This is a genomic window from Brevibacterium sp. OS20 (genome assembly GCF_056837565.1).
The window spans coordinates 3,156,355-3,177,904 of the sequence record NZ_CM166367.1 but is presented as its reverse complement, the minus strand read 5'-3'; the positions used below and the strand labels follow the sequence as shown (position 1 = coordinate 3,177,904).

Below are 21,550 nucleotides of genomic sequence, written 5' to 3'. Positions count from 1 at the left end.
CAAGTGATCGTGTGGCGAAGCCGCCGTGAACGTCATCGGCCGAGTGGACGAACGGGTGGGAAATGATTGACCTCGCCGAGGCGGCCCCCACTGCCGTCCGCCTGCTTCGCGGGCATCGAGCTGAGGAACGTGCATCCCTGGTTTCGGCCCCGGCCGGACTCTATTCTTTGCGCTATGGTCACCGACCCCGCCCTCGGCCGAGTTCCGGTCGACCCCGACATCACACGGGGTCGCCAGGACGAAGCGGTTCTGCACAAATACGATCGCCCGGTTGCGTTCTATGTGTGGGCGACCGTGCTGCCCTGGGTGTTCTGGTTCGCGGCCGCCTATCTCAGTCATCTGCCTGAGCAGAATCAAGGGGTGCTCGTCGCGACCTTGGTGCTGTCATTGGCGGGACTGTTCGCCCCTCTTGCCGTAGTCGTCGCTTTCGTCCGGCACCGCCCGGAGCTGCGAGCCGACATCGTCAGCAGGTTGAAGTGGCCGAGTTCCGCGCGGTGGCCGTTCCTTGTCGCCGCGGTGTTCCTCGTTCCCGTCACTCTCATGGCTGCGCAGGGGCTGTCACTGTTCTTCGGCTACGATCCCGGCCAGTTCAAGCTTCGGGGCGGGTTCACGTTCTCAACGGGGCTGATGCCGGTGTGGGTGACTCTGATCGGTGCCGCTGTCATCGAAGAGCTTGCTTGGCACAGTTACGGCACTGACACCTTGGTGAGGAAGATGCGGGTGTTCTCGGCGTCGATGCTCTTCACTCTCATCTGGGCGCTGTGGCATGTGCCGTTGTCATTCATCGACGGCTACTACCAGAACGAGGTCGTCGAATCAGGAGTGCTGCAGACCCTGAACTTCCCGGTCTCGATGGTGGCGTTCGTCCTCGTGATGAACTGGCTGTATTACCGGTGCGGACGCAGCATCCTGGTTCCGGTGGTCTTCCACGCCTCTGCGAATATGTCCGCGGAGATCTTCATGACCGATCCTGACTCGAAGATCATTCAGACCGGCCTGATGCTCGTCCTCTCGGCGATCATCCTCGTCAAGGAACGCCGACTGTTCTTCGACCGGCCGGGTGCGCAATGAACCGTAGTGTGCGTCGGAATCTGCAAAGGTCCCTCGTGAAATGCGCATCACTTTTCGGTTGTGGTGTGTCGACGGTGGCCGTTGCCGCGTTCGACTTATATTTCTGTAGTGAACAGCATCCCCGAAACATCCCCAAACCACTCCTATCCCCACCGATTCCCTCATCGCGGACTCCTGCCCGAAGGCAGCTACTTCACTCTGACGTGGACAATCGGCTACGACTTCGGCGGCATGACCACAGTCGCGCTTGAACGGAGCTCCGCTTTCGCTCGGCTCGACAACCGCCGTGTTGAGATTCTGACTCTGAGCCCGGAGATGAAAGAACTGGATCGGGAGCGTGAGCTCCGCGAGTCGGGGACCATCGACCGCAAGGTGAAGATTCACAATCTGTGGCAGGACCTCACCGCGTGGCCCGACAGGAAGCTGCGTCGAATGGTCGGCACGGTCGATCCCGATCCGACAGCAGCCGATGACGCCATCAAACGGGCCGGTCAGGAATGGACCGAGCTGAGGAAAGATTCTGGCGACCGCCTACTCCAGGCTGACCGATATCACGATCGCGGGCATCTGCTTGTCATCGATCGTCAGGACATGAAGAAATCCGGACGCCGAGGCGGGCGCCGGATCACACTGTTCGACCGTGACCAGAAGGTGATTGCCCAATGGGGCTCGGCTCGTGAGTTCTATCAGGCCTGGCTCGATGTCGTCATCGGGGACAAGCATTCGTACCTCATCTGCGACTCGGCCTTCGTCGGCAACTTCATCCACGAATATCGGCGGGACAATGTGATTCTCTGCATCGTCAACCACAATCACTTTCTTGCTGATGCGAATGATGAGCCCACCGGAGCACTGGCTGAAGACAAATTCGGCTACCTCCGTCATCTTGACGGCTTCGACTTGGCGACCACACTCACCGATTCGCAGAGAGTCGCAATGGAGGGGCTGGACCTGTCGGCAGGAAAACTCACAACGGTTTCAAACCTGACGGACGACCTGCATGGAGATCCGTACCGACCGCGGACCCGCCACAAGGGTTCCATGATCGCTCGTCTGGCTCCTCAGAAACGCGTGGAAGACGCGATCGTCGCAGTTGCCGACGTCGCAGCCCATGGCAGGCAAGTAACGCTCGACATATACGGCGACGGCGAGGACAGGCCGATGCTCAGCGAGCTTATCCAGAGCAAGAACGCAGTCGACCGAGTCCTACTGCACGGCCACGTTGAAGGCGCGAAATCAAACTTCCTCACCAGCTCGTTCAGCCTCTTGACCAGTCGATACGAAGGGCAAGGGCTGGTGGTGCTGGAGAGCATGGCGGCGGGCTGCATTCCTATCTGTTACGCGGTGGACTTTGGCCCGGCAGACATCATCGAGCACGGTGTCAATGGCTTTCTCGTCGACCCGGGCGACGTCGACGGACTGGCCGACGCGATCTCGACATTCCTGTCCCTGTCCGAAGACGAGGTTTCGGCGATGCGCCGAAATGCCGTATCCCGGGCAGCAGACTTCTTCGAACGTCCCATTATTCGACGGTGGGGAGAGGCACTGGCCGCACGGTCGTTTGCTCCGATCATCCGCGCCGAGGACGCGCGCGCCGAGGTCCAATCTGCCGAAGTGACTGCCGACGGAATCTCGATCACTCTGAGAGTCTTTGACCTGGGGGAGAGCGCACCCAGCCAGATGTTCGTCTCCTGGAAGTCGCGGGCTGGCACCTTCTATGGGCGAGTCGAAGCTCGCCGGAGTGGAGACCTGATCACGGCCGAGATTCCACATTCTCGGATCGAACACATGACGGAAGAATACGTTGACTTCTCCCTTGACCTCGTTTTCGAGAGAGGGTTTGAACGACTACGCACCGCCTGCGTCGAAGACTCCCATATCAAGTCTTCAGACAAGGTGCATCTCTATTCGACCAAGCACGGGAACTTCAGTGGTCGCCTCGTCCGAATGGATCTCACATCCACTTCTTGACTCGAAAGACAACGTAGAGAACGACCCCTAGGCCAAGCATGAGCCCCAATGCCATCGGGTAGCCGAAGGCCCAGTGGAGTTCAGGCATATCGTCGAAGTTCATTCCGTAGATTGCACCGATCAGAGTTGGCGCAAAGAGGATCGCCGCCCATCCGGAGATCTTCTTCATATCCTCATTCTGACGTTGAGCGACCAGGGTGGAATTGACGTTGAGGATCTGCGACAGAGATTCGCGCAGTTCTCCGGCTTCGGCAAGGACTCTGGTGAGATGGTCCGTGACGTCATCGAGGTAGGCACGAAGGTCATCGGGAATCGCGTATTTGGCCGCCCCATTGCCCAACGCCTGCGTCAGTCGATTGAGGTGGGTGGAGTTGTGAAGGACGTCGATGACTTCCTGGCTGAGGAGATAGATGCGCTCGGCCGCAGCAGTGTCTCCGCTGAAGACCTGCCTCTCGATCCCGTCTTTGTCGTCCTGAAGCCCGTCGAGCACAGGGAAGTACCCGTCTACAGCGGTATCGAGCAGACGATAGATGAGTGCCTCTGGACCGAGTGCGAGCAGATCACGGTCTTTCGTCCAGCTGCGCTTCTCGTTCGTGAAGTACTCCTCGACACCGCTGGTCTCATCAGGAATCGGGGTACCGTCGATGAACCGGTCTCCCTGGCAGATGATGACGAGAACATCGTCTTTCATCAGCAGGTGGAACTCGTTGAACTCGACCTCCTCTTTCGCGTCGATGTAGACAGCTGATTTCAAGACAACGAAGAGCACCTCACCGTAGCGCTCGACTTTGGCCCGCTGGTTCGCGTGGAAGAGGTCGTCGACGAGCACCGGATGCAGGTCCCAGAATGAAGCGATATCGGCCAAAAGCTCAGGGGTCGACCGCGGAATGACGACCTGCGTGATCGTGCCTGTCGAGTCTGAATCAGAGCGATCAGCAGTGTGTGCAGACAATGCATCGCTGAACGTAAATGAGGCATGCAGATCTTGGGGCTCACTGTTGACGATCCTGCGACTGAATAGTGTCGCCGCCCGAGGCGCGGTTTCTTGAGAGGGCACCGCTGCGCGCTTCCGCAATGACGGTCGATCGAACCGCTGACGGCTTTCAGGTGACATGTGCTCCCTTTCGCAGAATCCCAACCAAAACTAGCGGAAAGACTTTGTGAGAGTCGACTGCCATGAAACTGAGGTTCATCTGGAACGGAGGTCGAGTTCAGGTCGAACACAGATAGGCATGCACAATAGTCTCCATGACCTTCCTACCGGCAGATCTGCCGCACACCGCAGTCCGTGGTGCCAACTTTGCACAATCGGTGGCAAAACTCGCTGCGCTGAGACTCCGAGAGCGTGTTCGCGAATCACGGCTGCCGGACGAATTTCACCCTCAGGACGACGACGAGTTCGTTGTGGCTGCCTATTTCGCCGGTGATCTCAGCTCGGTCTATCAGCTCGAACAGTGGTTGTGGCCCTTCAAGCAGCTTGAGGCACGTCTCAAGGAACTGGGACACAGCAAGCAGCCCTTCGGCATCATCGTCCGCAATGCTGTGGTCGCGAAACACCTCAAAGGCGTTACCGATTTTCCGGTTCGGTTCTCGCGGCTCACCAAGGGACTCGACAAGTTCATGCAGTCACCGAGCCTGCGAGCCGTGTTCTACGTCAACCAGGGAACAAGCAACTTCCAGGCACTGCGCTATCCGGAACCCGCTCATGTCCATTTGAGCCATGGTGAGAGCGAGAAGATCTCGATGATCTCCAACCAACTCAAGGGATACGACTACGTTTTCACCGCCGGCCAGGCCGCGAGAGATCGGATCGAGCAGACGCTGTACGGAATGCGTAATGATCGAATGCTCGACGTCGGACGGCCACAATTGGACCGTCCGCGATCGGTCCCGTCCGAATGGCAAGAGTTCAAGACGAACAACTCAGATGGCAAAGTGGTCTTCTATGCGCCGACTTGGGAGGGAGACTCCCCGGCGATGGCGTACGGAACCATCGCCTACAACGGCGAAGATATCGTCACCTCGCTGCTGGAAGCCGGCTACCGGGTGATCTTCCGGCCTCACCCCCGCACGGGAGTGATGCGCAGCGAGTTCGAAAAGGCCGTGGAAAACGTGGCCGAGATCGTCCGATCCGATCCGCGAGGATTCCTCGACGAATCACCTGACGTGTCCTGGCAGTTGGATGAGGCGGATCTTGCGGTCGTCGAGATGACATCCGTGGCATTCGACTGGCTAACCTCCGGAAAGCCTCTGGTCATGGTCAAGCCGCACGATCCCCAGGCAGAAGTTCTCGATGGCGGGCTCCTGGATCGCTGTCCAGCTGTCGACCCGAAGAGCCGTGAGAGTGTTGTCGATCTCATTGACGAGGCCGTCTCGCGCAGTGGATCGGTTGCAGAACTAGCGCAGTTCTATCTGGGCGACACAACAGACGGCGCGCAGACTGCTCGATTCATCGAATCAAGCGAACGCGTGATCCGAGATCGCTCGGAAGAACGTCGTCTGAAGTACGCTCAGTGAGCCGTATGACATTTTCTTAACCTGAAGTAACAGAATGATAAACTAACGCGGAACTAATTCTGCGGCTCACGAGGTGAGCTTCGACCTCTGGACGGAATCAGCAATGAAACGAGTCATCACTTACGGGACATTCGACCTGCTCCATTATGGGCACATTCGACTGCTCCAACGTTGCAAGGATCAGGGCGACTACCTGGTAGTTGCGCTGTCGAGTGACGAATTCAATGCTGGCAAGGGCAAGAAGTCTTACTTCTCCTACGAAGAGCGCAAACACATGCTCGAAGCTATCCGCTACGTCGATCTCGTTGTGCCCGAGGACAACTGGGAGCAGAAATCGACGGATATCGATAAGTACCATATCGACACCTTCGTCATGGGGGACGACTGGGCCGGAAAGTTCGACTTCCTCAAAGACAAGTGTGAAGTCGTCTATCTGGAACGCACGCCCGAGATCTCAACCACTCGGATCAAGAGCGAGCTGGGCAAGTCCTGACAGCAACGGCGCGAACTTCGCGCTATCGTTGCTGGACATCATCCATGGATCTGAGAGGAACGGACGTGCCCGAAAAGTCTCCGGCGAAACATCCGACGCTGTCGGAGCTTCGGGCGAAAGCACAGCCGATCGAGGTTCGCAGTCGCAAGAATGCGGAACACTGGTCGGCACAGCTCTACCTCCGCCATATCTCGATCTATTTCACGATGCTGCTCGTGCGCACGAGGATCAGCGCAAATGGCGTCACCGGCCTGATGATCTTGGCTGGTTGGTGTATCGCATTGAGCCTTCTGATTCCGGGCATCTGGGGAGCGGTCCTTGCTGTCTTCTTCTCGCAAGTCCAGATGTACATCGACTGCTGTGACGGTGAGGTCGCCCGATGGCGCGGAACCAGCGGCGCCAAAGGTGTTTTTCTGGACAAGGTCGGCCACTATACGACCGAAGGCCTGGTTGCGGTTGCGCTCGGAATCCGAGCTGTGGGCGAGTGGAACAATCTGATCGACGACCCCGCCGGTTCCTATCCGCTCCTGCTTGCCGGAACGGTTCTGGCAGGATTGGTGCTTCTCAACAAAGCCCTCAACGACATGGTTCACGTGTCCCGTGCATTCAACGGACTCGATAAGCTCGCGGATTCAAAGGAAGCCACAGCGCTGAACCCCGGAGTTGTTGCCACTCTCAAACGAATCGCTCGGTTCGTGCCTTTCCACCGCATCTTCCACTCGGTAGAGATGTCATTGATGGCACTGGCGGCGAGTATCGTCACCGCGATAGCAGTATCGGCAGGAGCTGAGCCGCTATTCGGCGAAAGGTGGCTCGTCCTCATCATGGCTCCGCTGTGCCTGCTCTCCGTCATCGGCCACTTCATGTCGATCATGGCATCAAGGAGGCTGTCATGAGCGAGTCATCGAGGATCCTCTCCCAGCGACTCGAAGACAATCGACGTTACACCTTCGGCGTTGTCGTTCTCAGCCAAGGCAAGCGGCTGGACGACCTCAACCGAGGATTCGAGTCACTGCTGGCGCAGAAGGGCGTCGATCTCGACATCGTCTGCGTAGGAAACGGCTGGGAGCCGGAAGGCATACCGGACCAGGTCAAGAAACTGGGATTGCCAGAGAACCTCGGAATCCCTGCCGGCCGCAATGCCGGAGTCCCTCACGTAGACGGCGAGTTCCTGTTCTTCCTTGACGATGACGCATGGCTGCCGGACGACACGTCTCTGATGCGCATGGCACAACTGATGCGGACTAAACCGCAGATCGGACTGATCCAGCCAAGGGTTGAGGAGCCCGGTGGGCCAGATGCACCGAAACGGTGGATTCCCAGACTGAAGAAGGGAAGCGCCGACCATTCATCGAATGTGTTCTCGGTGTGGGAAGGCGCAGTCTGCATGCAGCGCCGGGCCTTCGACGAGTGCGGAGGATGGCCGGCACCGTTCTGGTACGCGCACGAGGGAATCGAGCTCGCGTGGAGAGTCTGGGACGCCGGCTACATCGTTTGGTACATGGGTGACCTCGCCGTCGCCCACCCGGTGATCGACCCGAGGCGCCACGACGAATACTTCTACATGAATGCGAGAAACCGAGTATGGCTGGCGCGGCGTAATCTGCCGTGGCCGTTCAGCTGGGCCTATGTGGGTTCATGGACATTGATGCAGTTCATCAAGTGGGCCAATAAGCCACACCAACTCAAAGCGTGGATGGAAGGATGGCGTGCCGGATGGCGTCTCGACCCGTGGGGTCAGGACGAAGACAGGCAGAAGCTGTCAAGAAGAGGTGTACTTCGAATGTCCCGGCACGGCCGGCCGCCCATCGTGTGACCTCACGCCGCTACGGCGGAACAGCGCGCGTCGATACAGCAGCAATCAAACTGGAGGAGCCTCCGGGGAACATGCTTTCTGCCGCGTACCAAAGAAGCGAGTAATGACAGGGACCGCAGTCGGGTCCGAACCAACCGGCTGAGAAACTGAGTGGAGCCGATTGATGCAGTCGACAGCCCCCGTCGCTGAAAACTCCCCACAGAGGTCGAGCGTGCCCAAAACCTCGGGCTTCCGTTCCGATATCCAGGGGCTGCGAGCCCTGGCCGTGGGAATCGTTCTGCTCTATCACCTGTGGCCCGACCGGTTCGTCGGCGGGTTCGTCGGTGTCGACGTTTTCTTTGTCATCTCCGGTTTCTTGATCACCAGCCACCTCGTCAAGTCCCCGCCACAGAGCTGGGGGGACGTGGCAAAGTTCTGGGCACGACGGGTTCGGCGATTGCTGCCAGCATCCTTGCTCGTCCTGTTCTTTGTGGGCATCGCAACCTTCCTCGTTGCTCCACAATCGATTTGGGCCGACACCGGACGACAGATCCTCTCCGCGGGACTCTACGTCGTCAATTGGGATTTCGCCGTTTCCAGCGTCGACTACCTGGCTGCGGACAACGCCCCGTCGCCCGTTCAGCATTTCTGGTCGCTGTCGGTCGAGGAACAGTTCTATTTCGTCTGGCCGATGATCATCGGCTTGGCTTTCCTCATAGGGACGAAACTCGGACGGTCCAAGAAGTTCGTCGGATTCACCGTCCTCGGGATCTTTCTGGCCTCGTTCGTCTTCTCTGTTTGGTACACCGCCAACGAACCTGCAATGGCCTACTTCATCACCCCAACCCGGATGTGGGAACTGGCCACCGGTGGCCTCGTCGCCGTCTTCGTGCTCTATGTTCGACCAGAGCGGCTTCCATTCAGTTCAGTGCTCGGGTGGATCGGTCTCGCCGGAATTGTGGCTGCCACCTTCCTCGTCCGCGCAGACATGCCGTTCCCCGGCTACATCGCGCTGGTCCCGGTGGTGTCGACTGCACTGGTCATCATCGCCGACTCCCGGGGCCGGGCGTCTGTGCTTCCACTGTTGTCACTGCGTCCCGTGCGCTTTCTCGGTGACATCTCGTATTCCGTCTACCTCTGGCATTGGCCCCTCATCGTCCTCGTGCCATACCTCTCGGCCAAGCTTGGACGCTCGGAGAGTCTCGGCGTCCTGGACAATATAGCCATCATCTTGGTCTCGATCATCGCTGCCTGGGCTTCGACAACCTGGGTCGAGAACCGATTCCGCAAGTCGTCGTTCTTCAGCAGTTCGAACAAGACCTTCGCGTTTGCAGCCTTGGCGATGGCGCTCGTCGCTGCCCTGGGGCTCAGCCAGATGGTCATCGCCAACACCATCGTCGAGCAGAACGAAGACAAACTGCGGGCCCAGTTGGACGATCCCGACTCCTGCCTCGGCGCCGGGATTCTCCTCCCCAGTGCCAAGGACAATCCCAACTGCGAAGACAAGGACTCGCTGCAGATGGAGCCCGCTGCGGCGAAGAAGGACAAGTCAAAAGCCTACGCTGATGGCTGTTGGGCCAGTGCCCCATACGCAAGCAAACCGGAATGCACCTATGGAGACGGGTCGAAACATGTCGCGCTGGTTGGAAATTCACATGCCGGTCATTGGCTGCCGACGCTCGAGCGCTTGGCAGATGAACAAGATCTGACGATCACCACTTTCCTCGCCTCGAACTGCAGCATCTCTACCCTGCCTCAGGACCTTTCGACGCCGGACGAAACCAAGGGGTGTCAGGACTACGCCGATTGGGTCTCGAAGAGAACGACCGAAGGAGGATTCGACGCAGTGATCACCTCCGAGCGGCAGTCCACGCCGCTGGAAGGTATGGACTGGGAAGAAACAGAGAAGAAGGCGCCTGAAGGACATCGTGAAATCCTGCAGCGCTGGGTCGATGCTGATTTGGATGTTGTGGTCATTCGGGATACCCCATACCCAGGCGGGGCAGGTGTCACCGTGCCGGATTGCGTTGCCAAGCATGAAGACGACCTCGAAGAGTGCTCCGGAACTCCGGAATCATGGCACTGGATGGATCCGCTCGCAGCCTCCGCGAAGACCATAGATTCGAAGAAGATGTCGGTTATCTACCCTCAAGACTGGTTCTGCCCCGAGGGGCGCTGCGAGCCTGTCATCGGCGGCGTCATCACCTATTTCGACACCGCCCACATCACCGCGACCTATGCGCAGACCCTTGCCCCGCAATTCGACGCTAGCCTCCGCAAGACGGGCCTCGGCACCTTCGATTGAGACCGCTGCGGTTCAACGAACTGACAGTCAAGTCGTATACCGTGTGCCTGATTGCTCTTGACCACCGACTGCTACGAACGACCGATCACCGAAACCTCTGCAAAGGACTGAACGAGTGACCACTGGACGAAACGCTGCCGACCGATACTTCAGTAAAGGACGCGAACTGGTCAAGCCAGTCGTCCACGGAATCGCCCGTCGTGCCCTGCCCGTGGTCGAGCGGGCCTCAGGAACGAAATACGTGCGCGAGCGCGCAACCGGCGGCACTGGCAAGTCGTCCGGCAAACCGAAGAAGATCGCGACCGAGACCGCTCGTGCCTACCGGAAACTGGCAACAGGATTGCGCGGAGCGACAGCAGAGGACACCGACGGATGGACCGTTGCGCCGTCGACTCGAGAGGTCGACACCAAGGCACGGCAGCTGGCGCGCCTCAAGGCGCACGCGGCACTGTCCGAAGCACTGACTCAGGGATCATCGTTCGGTCCCGCAGCCGTGCAGGTTGGACGGTCACTCGTCGCTGCCGGGCACCTGGCTGACACCGTGTCTATCGGGCTCAACCTCCGCAGCAATCCCTCCACCGAGGAAGCCGGTAGGGTTCTCCTAGGCATGGCCTACCAGCGGTCATCGGACTCCGAGGTCGCCTGGGCGCAGTTCGAGAAGATCGATGACCGGGACATCATCGTTGCGGCCGCCGAGGAGTATTACCCAACCGCGATCGACACGCTCGGACACGACGCAATCCCGCTCCTGGAGAGTGCGGAAGAATCAGGCGAGACCAGCCGGTGGAGTGCGAAGGCAGTGCTGCGCACCGCCGAATCGGCCTTCTGCATCGACGCTTTCGACCATGTCCGGACTCTTGTCGAAACGCGTCTCGACCAGATGGATGACGAGGCGGATCCGGCCGTGCGTTACGAACTCAACCGCATGCGCGACTGGCTCCCGGGAGGAAAACACCTCGAATCGCTTCCGACGACTGCCGGCAAGCGCAACTTCGGTGTCCTCAGCTACGACCAGCCGGGGATCCGTTCGCGTAACATCGGCGACTACATCCAGACTATCGCGTCGATCGGCCATCTTCTGCGGTACGAAAATCTCAGCTTCTCGGGTGACCAGGGACTGACCGAGCTCTTCAAGAAGTTCCGCAAGTCAGTCAAAGAGGAACGAAAGTACGACGGACCTGAAGCTGAATTGAACCTCGTCGAGGTCTATCGAGACGGCAACGTCTATCAGGACATTCCGGAAGACACCTGGTACATCGCGTTCGGCTGGTACATGCACGACATCTTCGGTAAGTCGTTTAACATCCCGTTCCACCCGAATCTGCGCCCGATCCTGCTGTCCGTGTTCGTGCGCTACCCCGAGATGCTCACTCCCGAAGCCATCGCCTACCTCAAGAAGTACGGACCGGTCGGTTGCCGCGACTGGCAGTCCGTCGCCGTGCTGCGCGCAGTCGGCGTGCCCGCATTCTTCTCCGGATGCCTGACGACGACGGTCGACACTCTCTTCCCTGCACCCTCACCCGACCGTCGTTCGGGAACGCTGCGAGTCGACTGGACGAAGGACAACAAGGGGCCGAAGAAGAAGCAGACCGTCACCGCGATCCGCGACAAATCGTTCCCGGAGAACCTGGAACTCGCACGCAACTGGGTTGCTGACTATGCCTACAAATACAAGCACGTCCTCACTTCCCGCCTGCACGCGAATCTGCCGGCACGATCGGTCGGCGCCGACGTCGACTTCGAACCTAAGAACAAGTCCGATTCGCGGTTCGGCGGACTCATCGGCATCGACGCTGCCGAGTTCGATGCCATTCGCAATGGAATCCTCGATAAGCTCTCAGTGCTGCTGCCCCTCATCGCAACGGGCACATCCGAAGACGAGATCTACGCGAAGTGGGTCGAGATCACGGCAGACGCGATGGCATTGGCTGACGAGTACCTGGCCACTGCCCGACTACCCGTCGCGGAAAGCAGGTCCGTTGTCTCGGCGCTGAACGGGATCGAACGGCCCGTACCCGAAGCGCAGGTCACCGACATTTTCATGACCGTTGAGAAGGGCGAGGCGCCTTTGGTCGGGCAGGCTCTCCGCAGTATCGAGACCCACGCGGGAGCCGCATACCGAGTGTGGCTGCCGAACGGTGTGTTGACGTCAACCAAGGTCGACGAGATCCGAGGCGAGCTCACCCAGGGGAGCATCGACATCCTTCCGGCGGTGGAATTGGGCGACGAGAAGAACAGGTCCGAAGTTCTGTCGGTCGTTCTGCCTGCGCTGTTTGCGGACCATGAGCGTGTCGTCGTTGTGCCTGCGGCCGCCGAGGTATCCGCAGACATCACCGAGCTCTCGACCGTCGACTTCAAGGACACGCTGCTGGCTGCGAAACATGACGTCAGGAAGAATCGCTCCAGCGGTCTCACACTGATGCGGCGGATCGCGAGCTCGTTCGGTGACGATCACACGGGCGCCCTCGACTTCGTTTTCGCCAGCCACGCAGGGATGAGCGAAGACTTCGTGCCGTTCGATCCGCAGATTGCCGTGCTCAATCTGGCTCGACTGCGCAGCGAAGATGTCGTAGAACGAGTCCTCGGTCTCGTGCAGCAGAATGGCCTCAGCTATATCGATGCGATGCAGATGATCGTGAGAGACCGGTATGCCGACCTCGGCGATGACTGGAACATCCAAGCCCAGTGGGAGGCATCGGACGTTCCCAAGATCGTCAATTGGCGCCGTCAGGCTCGCCACTTCGGCCGTATGGCGCTGACGCGCTGATTGCCCGTTTGTCGTCGATGAGCGTTGAGGAAAGGTACCACTTGTGAGATTGCGAGCCCGAACGAACCCAAACGGCAACGGCCGGGACGTTGAACCAGACGGTCCCGCATTTGGGACCGACGCAGTCCACGTATACAACGTGCTGTGGGGCATTCCGGAGTCCATGGGCGGCATGACGACGGCTGCGCTGCGTCGGATTCGGAGCTTCCAGAACTTTGGCAGCCCGCTCTCGCAGACCATTCTCACGTTCAGTCCGCGCATGGAGACAGATGAGATCAGGGATCGTCTGATCGCACAGGGGAAGATGCGAGAGGACGTTGAACTGGTCAATATCTGGCAGGATCTTCGAGGACGAAGCGAAGCCGAACTGACCCGCCTTGAGGGTGAGCCCCCGAGGATGCCGATCCCCGACGAAGACGGCGAACTCGAGAACATCAACGCTTTCTACGACGTGTTCCGAAACTCGCGGACCGGTCGTGTCATCCGGCGCAACTACCTGCGGGGCGACGGAAGTCTGCTGCTAGCTGACATCGAGGATCCGAAACTGGGCAGACGGTTCATCCTGCAATCCCCGGCGGGGGAGCCGATGGTCGAATGGCGTCGTCCGCGCGACTTCTACAATGCGTGGATCACAGCGACCGTGACGAAGTCGCCGGCAGCTGTCATCGTCGATGACAAGAAGGTCAGTGAATTCATCCATGAGATCTCTGACCGTGACTTCGCGCTCATCCTTTTCCTCCACGGAAGTCATCTCCGTCGACCGTGGAACGGCGATCACGGGCAGCCACTGAGGGCTCGTACGGATACGATGCGCAACTTCGACCGATTCGACATCGTCGGAGTACAGACACAGCAACAGGCCGAAGCAATTCGAGCGATGGGCTTCTCCGGCGACAACATCGGGCTGCTGACTGGAGAGCTGCCGCAAGGATCAGTCGTCTCTGATCCGCCGATGCGGCGAGACATTGGGAATGCCGTAATGGTCGCGAACCTCATTGACCTCAAACGCATCGAGCACCCGATTCGCGCGGTCGCGAAGCTGCGCGACCGCGGTATAGCAGTCTCCCTGACCGTGCTCGGAGAGGGACCCGCGAGGCCGAAGCTTGAAACCCTCATCGATGAACTCGACCTCGGCGATCGCGTCGCACTGCCTGGGTACGTCAATGATGTGCATGAACGATTGACGTCGGCGTCGTTCTCCACGCTCACCAGCACAAGCGAGGGTCTGCCGCTGTCCCTGCTGGAGGCGATGGGCGCCGGCTGTGTTCCCATCGTCTATGACATCACCTACGGGCCGCAAGATCTCATCGATCAGGGCGACAACGGCTTCATCACGCCGTGGAGCGACATCGACGCACTGGCCGACCAGATAGAGGAATTTCTCTCCCTGGAGCCCAGCGAAGTCGAGTCCATGCGTCGGGCAGCGGTGAGCTCCGTCGAACGCTACCTCCCGGAAGCCGGATACCTTCGTTGGCGGAAAGCGTTAGCCGAAATGAGGCTAGCTGATCTCCCCGCGGTCGGCAGCGAATATGAGGTTCCGTCGGTCAGGGCCAGGAAGCTGACCTGCACACCGACAACGGGAGGATGCAGAGTCGAGGTCGAGATCGGCGGGATCCACAAGTCGGTTGCAGAGACACTTCAGTTGGTCGTCGCAGGCAGAGAGCTCAGTACGTTCTTCCTCTGCGACCAGTCCGAGATCTCATTCCGCCGGTTCGGGCACCGAACGGTGCTTACGTTCGACGTGGACGATGAGAGCTTTTCCGAGTCCGCTGGTGAGACATTCGACGTCTATCTTCGCCGACCCCATGATCTGTGGTCATCGAAACGGAGAATCAGCACTCCGAAGCGATTCCGCGTCACGACTGCGACAGCCAGCGAATGGTATGCGACGAAGCACGGGAACCTCTCGGTGAGAGCTCGGAAGTAATTCGAGCTTCTGGCGTCCGCACGTTCCGATGACGCGCTGACTGCGGCGATGACCCGCTGGCCGAGTCCGGTCGCGACTATTCGTCGTCGGACTCGGCGTTGACGCTCTCGGTGTGGAAGCTCTCCAATTCAACCGCACGGTCGGCGATTAGAGTGGACACCGCATCGGTGAATAGGACGGTCGATGATCCGGGTTCGCCGTCGCCGAAATAGTGGTGGCGGAGTTCATGCCTGATTTCTGCAGAAGAATCGCGCTCAAGCATCTCTTTGAGTAGAGATTCGACACTTCCGATCGATTCATCGTTGATGAGCGGCGCGGCGCGGCTGATCGGCGCCTCGGCATTGAGTGATTCGGCGTCATTGCGACGGTCGGTGAGCACGAGCGGCTTATTCGGGTGGAGATAGAGGAAGTCGAGGCCGACGCTGGAGATATCGGTGATGAGCAGGTCGACCGTGTCGAACATGCCGAGGATGTCTCCCTGCATGAGCACCTGGTGCTGCTGAGTCTCGTCGGTGATCGACACATTTGCCGCCTCGATGAGGTCGAGGATCCGAGCATTCGCTTCTACCATGTCCGGGTCTTTGGACGTTTCGACCCGCGGATGGGGTTTGTAGATCAGACGCGCACCGGGAATCCGGAGGACGGCTTCGACGATCTCCGGACCGAAGCGATCGACCGAGGTGTAGTTGTTCGCATCATTCTCGCCCTCCCACGTGGGCGCATACATGATCGTCCTAGCCGACGAAGGTTCGAGCTCGAGCGGCCTTTTGATGTCCAACTGGGGCCGGCCGACTCGCACAAGCTGGGATTCGTCGAAGTCGATGAGTGCCCTGCGGTGTCGTTCCACAGCGGCCTCGCCGGCAACGAAGACTTTGTCATAGGCCTTAGCTTGATTGGACACCATGCTCAGCTTGTCGGACTCGCCATGATTGACATGGACATGGACCATCGGAGCGAAGCTGAGCGACTGAAAATTCGTCATTCCGTTGTTGACGTACAGAGCGAGCTTGAAGTCATTGGCGTGGTAGAAGGTCTGTAAGGGATCGAACTTTCGTTTGAACACCACGGGGAGGTGAGTGGTTTCCAGCACGCTGGTCAAGGCTGAACCTTTTCGTACGACGATGACGACCCTGTGCTCCTTATGGAGCTGCTCGAGGACCGGGATCCACTGTTCGAGTTGGTAGAACTTCGAGCTGCGGTCGCCGAAGTAGACGACGACTTCGGCTTTGACATAGCTGCCGTCATATTCGTCTTCGAGGCGGTTCCACTTCTCAGCGCCCCTGATCCATTTGCTGGTGCGTTTCCACGCGCTAGAACGCACCGCGGTGCGTGCGACCCATCGGACCGGGTTAGCCACTGTTCGAACTCCTTGCAGTTGTGAATTCGGATTCGCAACGGCTCAATGCCTTAGATGCAACCGACGACTCGGCCAGAATATCGTTTCATGACTGCCCATGAGAACACGAAGCCATCGGCTCGGATGCGGTCCGCGGGCGTGTCGTTAAGTTACCGACTGCCACAGGCAAACTGCTAGGCTATCAACGTTAATTGAGAGTGAACGAGTTGCGTCAGCATTTCAAAATCATGCTGGTGAGGGGAACCTGTGGTAGATGAGCTGACAATTGAAAGAATCTCGTGGGAACGTGTGATTCTGACATTTGTCGTCAGGGTTTCCGGCGATGCCCCTGACTCGTTCTTCCTGACCCCGAACTCGCGACCTTATGAGGTCGAACTCCCGGTTCGTGCGGAACCTCTGGGGGAGGGGCGTTTCGAGCTTACGATCAACGTGACCCAGTTCAATCGTCGTGCTCAGGTTCCCAATGGGACGTACTACCTCGTGGCTCGACGCGGGGAAGAGAACCTTCCTGCCGCCTACCCCTTGGCGAGAGCTGAAGAGCTCGGGGATGCTTCACGAGCATTCGTCTACAACAAGAACTTCTCCGCATACACCGTGACGTTCGGCATCTCCGACGACGAGGCGGCTCCATATTTCCTCATGCGTGCGTATTCCTTCGGACGTTCCGGAGGCAAGCCCTCGTCCACCGTGGCACGCCTGAAGTCGAAGGCTCGCAAGAAGTGGACGAAGACCAAGCGGAAGGCTCTGCGCACCGTATTCGCCATCTCTGCTTACAAACGGCCGTCTGACGGAAGCAACATCTTGTTCGCCTCCGAGGCCCGTCCGAACATGCAGGGCAACCTCAAGGCCGTACATGACCGCATGCTCGAACGCGGTCTCGATTCGCAGTTCAACTTCGGTTATTCGTTCCGTACCGGCCGCACCAGCAGCCGTCAGAGTGCGTTCGCTCTGGCCTGGGAGATGGGCAAAGCGAACACCATCCTCATCGATGACTACTTCGCCATCCTCAAGGACCTGGGCAACCGAGACGAACAGAAGATCATCCAGCTGTGGCATGCCGGCAGCGGATTCAAGTCAGTGGGTTACAGCCGGTTCGGGCAGTACGGTTCACCGAATCTGCGAAACGCCCATCGCCTCTATTCGTATGCCATCTGCGGTTCCCAGCACCTGCGGGATGTCTACAGCGAAGCTTTCGGCATCGAGAGAGAAGCAGTCCTCGCGACCGGTCTGCCCCGTATCGACGGTTTCCTTAGAGAAGGACGTGCAGAAGAGGTCCTTGTCGACTTCGAGAAGCAGTTCCCGACGGCGAAAGGCAAGAGGAAGATTCTCTTTGCGCCTACTTTCCGCGGTCGCGGCTCCGGAGACGCCCACTACGACTACGACCAGATCGATTTCCGGGAGCTGTACGAGTCGTGCGGCGACGATTCCGTCGTGCTGTTCCGACAGCATCATTTCGTGCCTGATCCGGCTCCGATTCCACAGGAATTCAGCGACCGACTCATCGACGTCGCGTCTTGCCCGGACACCAACGATCTGATGCTCATCTCGGACGTGCTCATCACTGACTACTCCTCGGTCATCTACGAGTATTCGCTGCTCGAGCGCCCGATGATCTTCTTCGCCTACGATCTCGATACCTATTCTGCGACGCGAGGAATGCACAAAGACTACCGGGAAGCCGCCCCGGGAAACATCGCTACGACCTTCGACGAACTCGTCGAACTGCTCCGCCGTCCCCAGTTGAGCAACGAAGCGACGAAGGAGTTCGTCAAAGAGAACTTCGATTACGTGGACACGAACAACTCCGACCGAGTGATCGACACGCTCATCCTCAGCGAGCCTGCCACGGAACCACAGGTGCCTTCCGAAGACGAAGATCACCGTATGTCCGAACGTGTCGGTGAGGAAGATCCCGGCGCACCCGGGCAAGAAGACCAACTCAACGACCCGACGGACAACGATTCCGACGGCAGCTATAAGACCGAAGAAGAGGACGAGGAGAACCAATGGCAAACATCGCAGTAGTCTTCGCAGGAGGCGTCGGCGCTCGTATGGCGCACAGCTCACGTCCGAAGCAGTTCTTGGAGATCCACGGCCGACCGGTGATCGTGCACACGCTCGACATCTTCCAGCAGCATCCGGAGATCGACTCGATCGCAGTCGCCATCCTTCCGCAATATCGCGAGCACCTGGAACGCCTGGTCAAACGTTACGAGCTGGACAAGGTGCAATGGATCGTCGACGGCGGGTCGACCGGCCAGGAATCGCGACACAATGCGCTCAAGGTCGTCTCTGAACACAACGACCCGGACAGCATCGTGCTCATCCACGACGGTGTCCGTCCCCTAATCGATGCCGACCTCGTCTCGCGGAACATCGAGAGTGCTCGTGAATTCGGTTCGGCAGTCACCTGTACGAAGATGACAGAGACAGTCGTCGTCGAAGAAGGCGCCGGCATCAAAGAGGTCATTCCTCGGGACCCGTTGTGGACCGCCCAGGCCCCGCAGACATTCCCTCTCAAGGATGTCCTTGCCGGATACGACCGTGCTGTCGCTGAAGGCGAGAACGATTCCATCGACACATGCACGCTCATGAACGGCTTCGGATATAACGTGCACCGAGTCGAAGGTCCGCGGACGAACATCAAAATCACCACTGCCTCGGACTACTATGTTTGCCGGACATTCCTCACTCTCATCGAAGACAGGGAGGCCTTCGGTGGCGAATGAGGACGGAGCGGTCGCATCTGTTTCGGAAGCAACGGACGTCGTTCTCTTCGACACGCCGGTATTCTCCGAGGACGTCGCACGCATCGCCTCGGCCCGGCTGCCATGGGAACAGTATCGGAATGCGAAGATCCTCGTTACCGGTGCCTCCGGCATGATCCCGATGTATATTGTCGGTTCACTGCTGGCCGCGAACGATGCTTACGACCTCGGACTCCATGTCACGGGAATGGTGCGCAACCAGGACAAGGCAGTAAAGCGATTCGGCTCCGCGCTCGAGCGCTCAGATTTCACCTTGCTGGCTGGCGACGTCATCGACACGAAGACTTTCGAACGCAAATTCTCGACGATCTTCCACGGTGCCTCGCCGGCTCGACCGAGCTTGCATAAGTCGTCCCCCGTCACGACTCTTAAGGCGAATACTCTCGGGACGATCAACCTCCTTGACGCGCTTGTCGACGCGGGCGGGAAGTCCTTTGTCCTCCTGTCCTCGTCAGAGGTTTACGGGGCGGTGAAAGGCAGTGGCCTTATCAGCGAAGACGACGAGGGAACGTTGCAGCATTTTGCGCCACGCGCCAGTTATTCAGAAGGCAAACGCATCGCCGAGACCGCCCTGGCTGCCTATGCAGATGAGTTCGGTATCAGGGGACTCAGCCTGCGTTTCGGGCATATCTATGGCCCGGGAATGGCTCTCGACGACGGTCGAGTACAGGCGGATTTCCTCGCCGACGTAGTTCGAGGTCGCAATGTGCGGATGATGAGTGCCGGTGCCGCGACCCGGACGTACACGTACGTTGCGGACGCCGTGGAGGGACTGTTCTTCGCCCATCTGCGGAGTGACGAACAGGTCTACAACGTCGCCGATCCCGCTGGGAACATCAGCATCCGTGAACTGGCCGAGACCTTTGCCGCGGCACGGCCAGATAAAGAGCTCGATCTGGATTTCGTCAATCCAGAGGACGGTCGTTCTTTCTCCCCGGTAGCCTCTCTCGGCTTGGACGCTGGTAAGCTCACCGCACTCGGGTGGGATGCGGGAACTTCGCTCACTGACGGCGTCTCCCGGACAGTTCGGACGTTCGAAGATGGTCCGCTCATCGACTGATCGGAAAACGCTATACTTCTTGCACTCACCAACCGGTACGACGTGCCACAATTTCGGTAACGACGCTGATCGTTGCATTGTTGAGGAGACCTGAACGTCTATGAGCCCCACCAGAATTCTTCTGCTGACAAACCGTGATTCGGACAATGTCGGAGACCAGATCATCGAGGCCACAGTCCTGTCCATCATCAAAGGCGCGATGAAGAATCTTGGCTTCGGCACCGATGACTTCGTCATATCCAGCCGTGCTGCAGGAATCATCTCGAGAAGATACATGGCCACCAAAGACCCAGAGCTGTTGACAGCGGCCCGGGACGAAATTTCGAAAGCTGATCTGATCATCTTCGGTGGGGCCCCGCTCTTCAACTATGCTTATCAGAATTTCTATCGTCGTACGATTATCACTCTTGAACTGGCTCAGGAATATGACGTTCCGGTGATCTTCTCGAGCATCGGTGTGGAGAAGTTCGATGCGGCGAACAAAAAAAGCCAGGCTCTCAAGAAGGCGCTTGAACTTCCGGTGGTCCGACAGATCACAACGCGCGATGACATCGAATCACTTCGGAAATATGCCGAAGGATCCGGTACCCCGGTCGCCCACGTTGCCGACCCCGCAGTACTGGCCGATATCGTCTATCGCAAGAAGCCAGAACCTGCCCCGGCGCCTAAGCCAGTGCCGTCCGTTCCCGTGCGAGCGAAGCGGAAACTCAAGCGAATTGTCAAAAGCATCGTCGCCAGGTCACCTGGATCCAGCGTGGCTCAGCCCGCGACAGCTCCGGTTCAACCAGTCGCTAAGGCGCCAGGTGCTGTGGAACCGAAACCTCAACGCATCGGTCTGGTTGTCACTAGGGCGGGCATCTTCGCTGACAACCGCATCGACTTCAGTGAAGATGATCAGCGCAGATTCTGGCTCGAGACGATCGCACTGCTCGAAGAGAAGGGATACGACTACCGTCTCTTCACCACTGGCCATTTCTCAGATGAGGTGTTCCTCGACACCCTCATCAAGACCTCTGGTATTCCGGCCAAAAAGGCTGCAGTTACGGTGAATTCCCCAGACGAACTCATTCGCGAACTGCGTGGGTGCAACGGGGTCATCGCCTATCGGCTGCATGCGAGCATCACGTCGTTTGCGCTCGGCGTTCCCTCTGTCGGCCTGTCGTGGAACTTCAAGGTGCCGTATTTCTACGAATCCGTGGGCTATGGGGATCGTGCGCTGAGCCCGGAAAAGTGGCAAGCCGAGAAGGTCGTTCCCGCGATAGAGCGTGCGATGAAAGACGGAGTCGTCAAAGACGAAGAATTCCTCAAGTCCGTCTACGACACATTGTTCGCAGGGATCCGAGACGTGCTCGCTCCCGGCAATCCTGCAACCCCCTACGAATTCTCAGAGCTCTGGGAAGGGATGCCGCGCCAGTTGGCTACTGGTCCCAAGGGGTACCGGGAGAAAGTCAACCGGAAGCTGCGTCGTACTTACGAGAACTACCAGAAGCTATACGACAAAGCACAGTCAATGGATTGA

At 58.7% G+C, this 21,550-nt stretch carries 15 protein-coding genes; 13 read left to right on the top strand and 2 right to left on the bottom strand.

The genetic code is table 11. The features are described from left to right. Nucleotides 1–174 precede the first annotated feature (174 nt). Together ACVZTU_RS14175 and ACVZTU_RS14170 are read left to right on the top strand one after the other, a co-directional pair. Nucleotides 175–1,071 carry a CPBP family intramembrane glutamic endopeptidase gene (locus ACVZTU_RS14175; protein WP_482400657.1) on the top strand — a complete coding sequence of 299 codons (897 nt, stop codon included), beginning with the start codon at nucleotides 175–177 and terminating at the stop codon, nucleotides 1,069–1,071. 108 nt (nucleotides 1,072–1,179) lie between these two features. Then, nucleotides 1,180–3,042, top strand: coding sequence for a glycosyltransferase (locus tag ACVZTU_RS14170; protein ID WP_482400656.1), 1,863 nt, complete (start codon nucleotides 1,180–1,182; stop codon nucleotides 3,040–3,042). Here the strand turns inward: ACVZTU_RS14170 and ACVZTU_RS14165 are convergent. Continuing rightward, nucleotides 3,026–3,994, bottom strand: coding sequence for a magnesium and cobalt transport protein CorA (locus ACVZTU_RS14165; protein ID WP_376905761.1), 969 nt, complete (start codon nucleotides 3,992–3,994; stop codon nucleotides 3,026–3,028). The two genes, ACVZTU_RS14170 and ACVZTU_RS14165, sit on opposite strands and share 17 nt — an antisense overlap. A 296-nt stretch (nucleotides 3,995–4,290) precedes the next feature. Between ACVZTU_RS14165 and ACVZTU_RS14160 the strand changes: the two genes are divergently transcribed. The 7 genes from ACVZTU_RS14160 to ACVZTU_RS14130 all read left to right on the top strand — a co-directional run bounded on the left by ACVZTU_RS14160 (nucleotide 4,291) and on the right by ACVZTU_RS14130 (nucleotide 14,846). Continuing rightward, nucleotides 4,291–5,559, top strand: coding sequence for a CDP-glycerol glycerophosphotransferase family protein (locus ACVZTU_RS14160; protein ID WP_376905760.1), 1,269 nt, complete (start codon nucleotides 4,291–4,293; stop codon nucleotides 5,557–5,559). Nucleotides 5,560–5,662: 103 nt separating this feature from the next. Next, nucleotides 5,663–6,052, top strand: coding sequence for a glycerol-3-phosphate cytidylyltransferase (gene tagD, locus ACVZTU_RS14155; RefSeq protein WP_376905759.1), 390 nt, complete (start codon nucleotides 5,663–5,665; stop codon nucleotides 6,050–6,052). Nucleotides 6,053–6,117: 65 nt separating this feature from the next. Then, nucleotides 6,118–6,948, top strand: a complete 831-nt coding sequence (locus ACVZTU_RS14150; RefSeq protein WP_482400655.1) for a CDP-alcohol phosphatidyltransferase family protein — start codon at nucleotides 6,118–6,120, stop codon at nucleotides 6,946–6,948. Further along, a complete protein-coding gene (locus ACVZTU_RS14145; protein ID WP_259357547.1) occupies nucleotides 6,945–7,868 on the top strand; it encodes a glycosyltransferase family 2 protein in 924 nt (307 codons plus the stop codon). Before ACVZTU_RS14150 ends, ACVZTU_RS14145 begins: the two co-directional genes overlap by 4 nt. A gap of 163 nt (nucleotides 7,869–8,031) precedes the next feature. Continuing rightward, nucleotides 8,032–10,152, top strand: coding sequence for an acyltransferase family protein (locus tag ACVZTU_RS14140; protein WP_482400654.1), 2,121 nt, complete (start codon nucleotides 8,032–8,034; stop codon nucleotides 10,150–10,152). A 115-nt stretch (nucleotides 10,153–10,267) separates the two neighbouring features. After that, the gene (locus ACVZTU_RS14135; RefSeq protein ID WP_482400653.1) at nucleotides 10,268–12,919 is read left to right on the top strand and encodes a glycosyltransferase family protein; all 2,652 of its coding nucleotides are present in this window, start codon (nucleotides 10,268–10,270) and stop codon (nucleotides 12,917–12,919) included. A gap of 259 nt (nucleotides 12,920–13,178) precedes the next feature. Then, nucleotides 13,179–14,846 carry a glycosyltransferase gene (locus ACVZTU_RS14130; protein WP_482400652.1) on the top strand — a complete coding sequence of 556 codons (1,668 nt, stop codon included), beginning with the start codon at nucleotides 13,179–13,181 and terminating at the stop codon, nucleotides 14,844–14,846. Between the two features lie 76 nt (nucleotides 14,847–14,922). Here ACVZTU_RS14130 and ACVZTU_RS14125 read toward each other — a convergent pair whose 3' ends face one another. Beyond that, nucleotides 14,923–16,203: a CDP-glycerol glycerophosphotransferase family protein gene (locus tag ACVZTU_RS14125; protein WP_482400651.1), complete on the bottom strand. Its 1,281-nt coding sequence runs from the start codon at nucleotides 16,201–16,203 to the stop codon at nucleotides 14,923–14,925. A 429-nt stretch (nucleotides 16,204–16,632) separates the two neighbouring features. On the opposite strand from ACVZTU_RS14125, the gene ACVZTU_RS14120 reads away from it, so the two are divergent. The 4 genes from ACVZTU_RS14120 (at nucleotide 16,633) to ACVZTU_RS14105 (ending at nucleotide 21,550) form a co-directional block, all read left to right on the top strand. After that, nucleotides 16,633–18,228 carry a CDP-glycerol glycerophosphotransferase family protein gene (locus ACVZTU_RS14120; protein WP_420095670.1) on the top strand — a complete coding sequence of 532 codons (1,596 nt, stop codon included), beginning with the start codon at nucleotides 16,633–16,635 and terminating at the stop codon, nucleotides 18,226–18,228. Continuing rightward, a complete protein-coding gene (locus ACVZTU_RS14115) occupies nucleotides 18,210–18,932 on the top strand; it encodes an IspD/TarI family cytidylyltransferase (RefSeq protein WP_259357553.1) in 723 nt (240 codons plus the stop codon). The genes ACVZTU_RS14120 and ACVZTU_RS14115 overlap by 19 nt, the downstream gene beginning before the upstream one ends. Beyond that, entirely contained in the window at nucleotides 18,922–20,031 is a 1,110-nt protein-coding gene (locus tag ACVZTU_RS14110; RefSeq protein WP_482400650.1) for an NAD-dependent epimerase/dehydratase family protein, read from the top strand. The genes ACVZTU_RS14115 and ACVZTU_RS14110 overlap by 11 nt, the downstream gene beginning before the upstream one ends. 100 nt (nucleotides 20,032–20,131) lie before the next feature. After that, nucleotides 20,132–21,550, top strand: a complete 1,419-nt coding sequence (locus ACVZTU_RS14105) for a polysaccharide pyruvyl transferase family protein (RefSeq protein WP_482400649.1) — start codon at nucleotides 20,132–20,134, stop codon at nucleotides 21,548–21,550.

Excerpts from the sequence above, each read along its gene's own strand:
- ACVZTU_RS14175 (WP_482400657.1), top strand. The coding sequence starts at position 175 with ATGGTCACCGACCCCGCCCTCGGCCGAGTTCCGGTCGACCCCGACATC.
- ACVZTU_RS14160 (WP_376905760.1), top strand. The coding sequence starts at position 4,291 with ATGACCTTCCTACCGGCAGATCTGCCGCACACCGCAGTCCGTGGTGCC.
- tagD (WP_376905759.1), top strand. The coding sequence starts at position 5,663 with ATGAAACGAGTCATCACTTACGGGACATTCGACCTGCTCCATTATGGG.
- ACVZTU_RS14145 (WP_259357547.1), top strand. The coding sequence starts at position 6,945 with ATGAGCGAGTCATCGAGGATCCTCTCCCAGCGACTCGAAGACAATCGA.
- ACVZTU_RS14140 (WP_482400654.1), top strand. The coding sequence starts at position 8,032 with ATGCAGTCGACAGCCCCCGTCGCTGAAAACTCCCCACAGAGGTCGAGC.
- ACVZTU_RS14130 (WP_482400652.1), top strand. The coding sequence starts at position 13,179 with ATGGAGACAGATGAGATCAGGGATCGTCTGATCGCACAGGGGAAGATG.
- ACVZTU_RS14115 (WP_259357553.1), top strand. The coding sequence starts at position 18,210 with ATGGCAAACATCGCAGTAGTCTTCGCAGGAGGCGTCGGCGCTCGTATG.
- ACVZTU_RS14105 (WP_482400649.1), top strand. The coding sequence starts at position 20,132 with ATGAGCCCCACCAGAATTCTTCTGCTGACAAACCGTGATTCGGACAAT.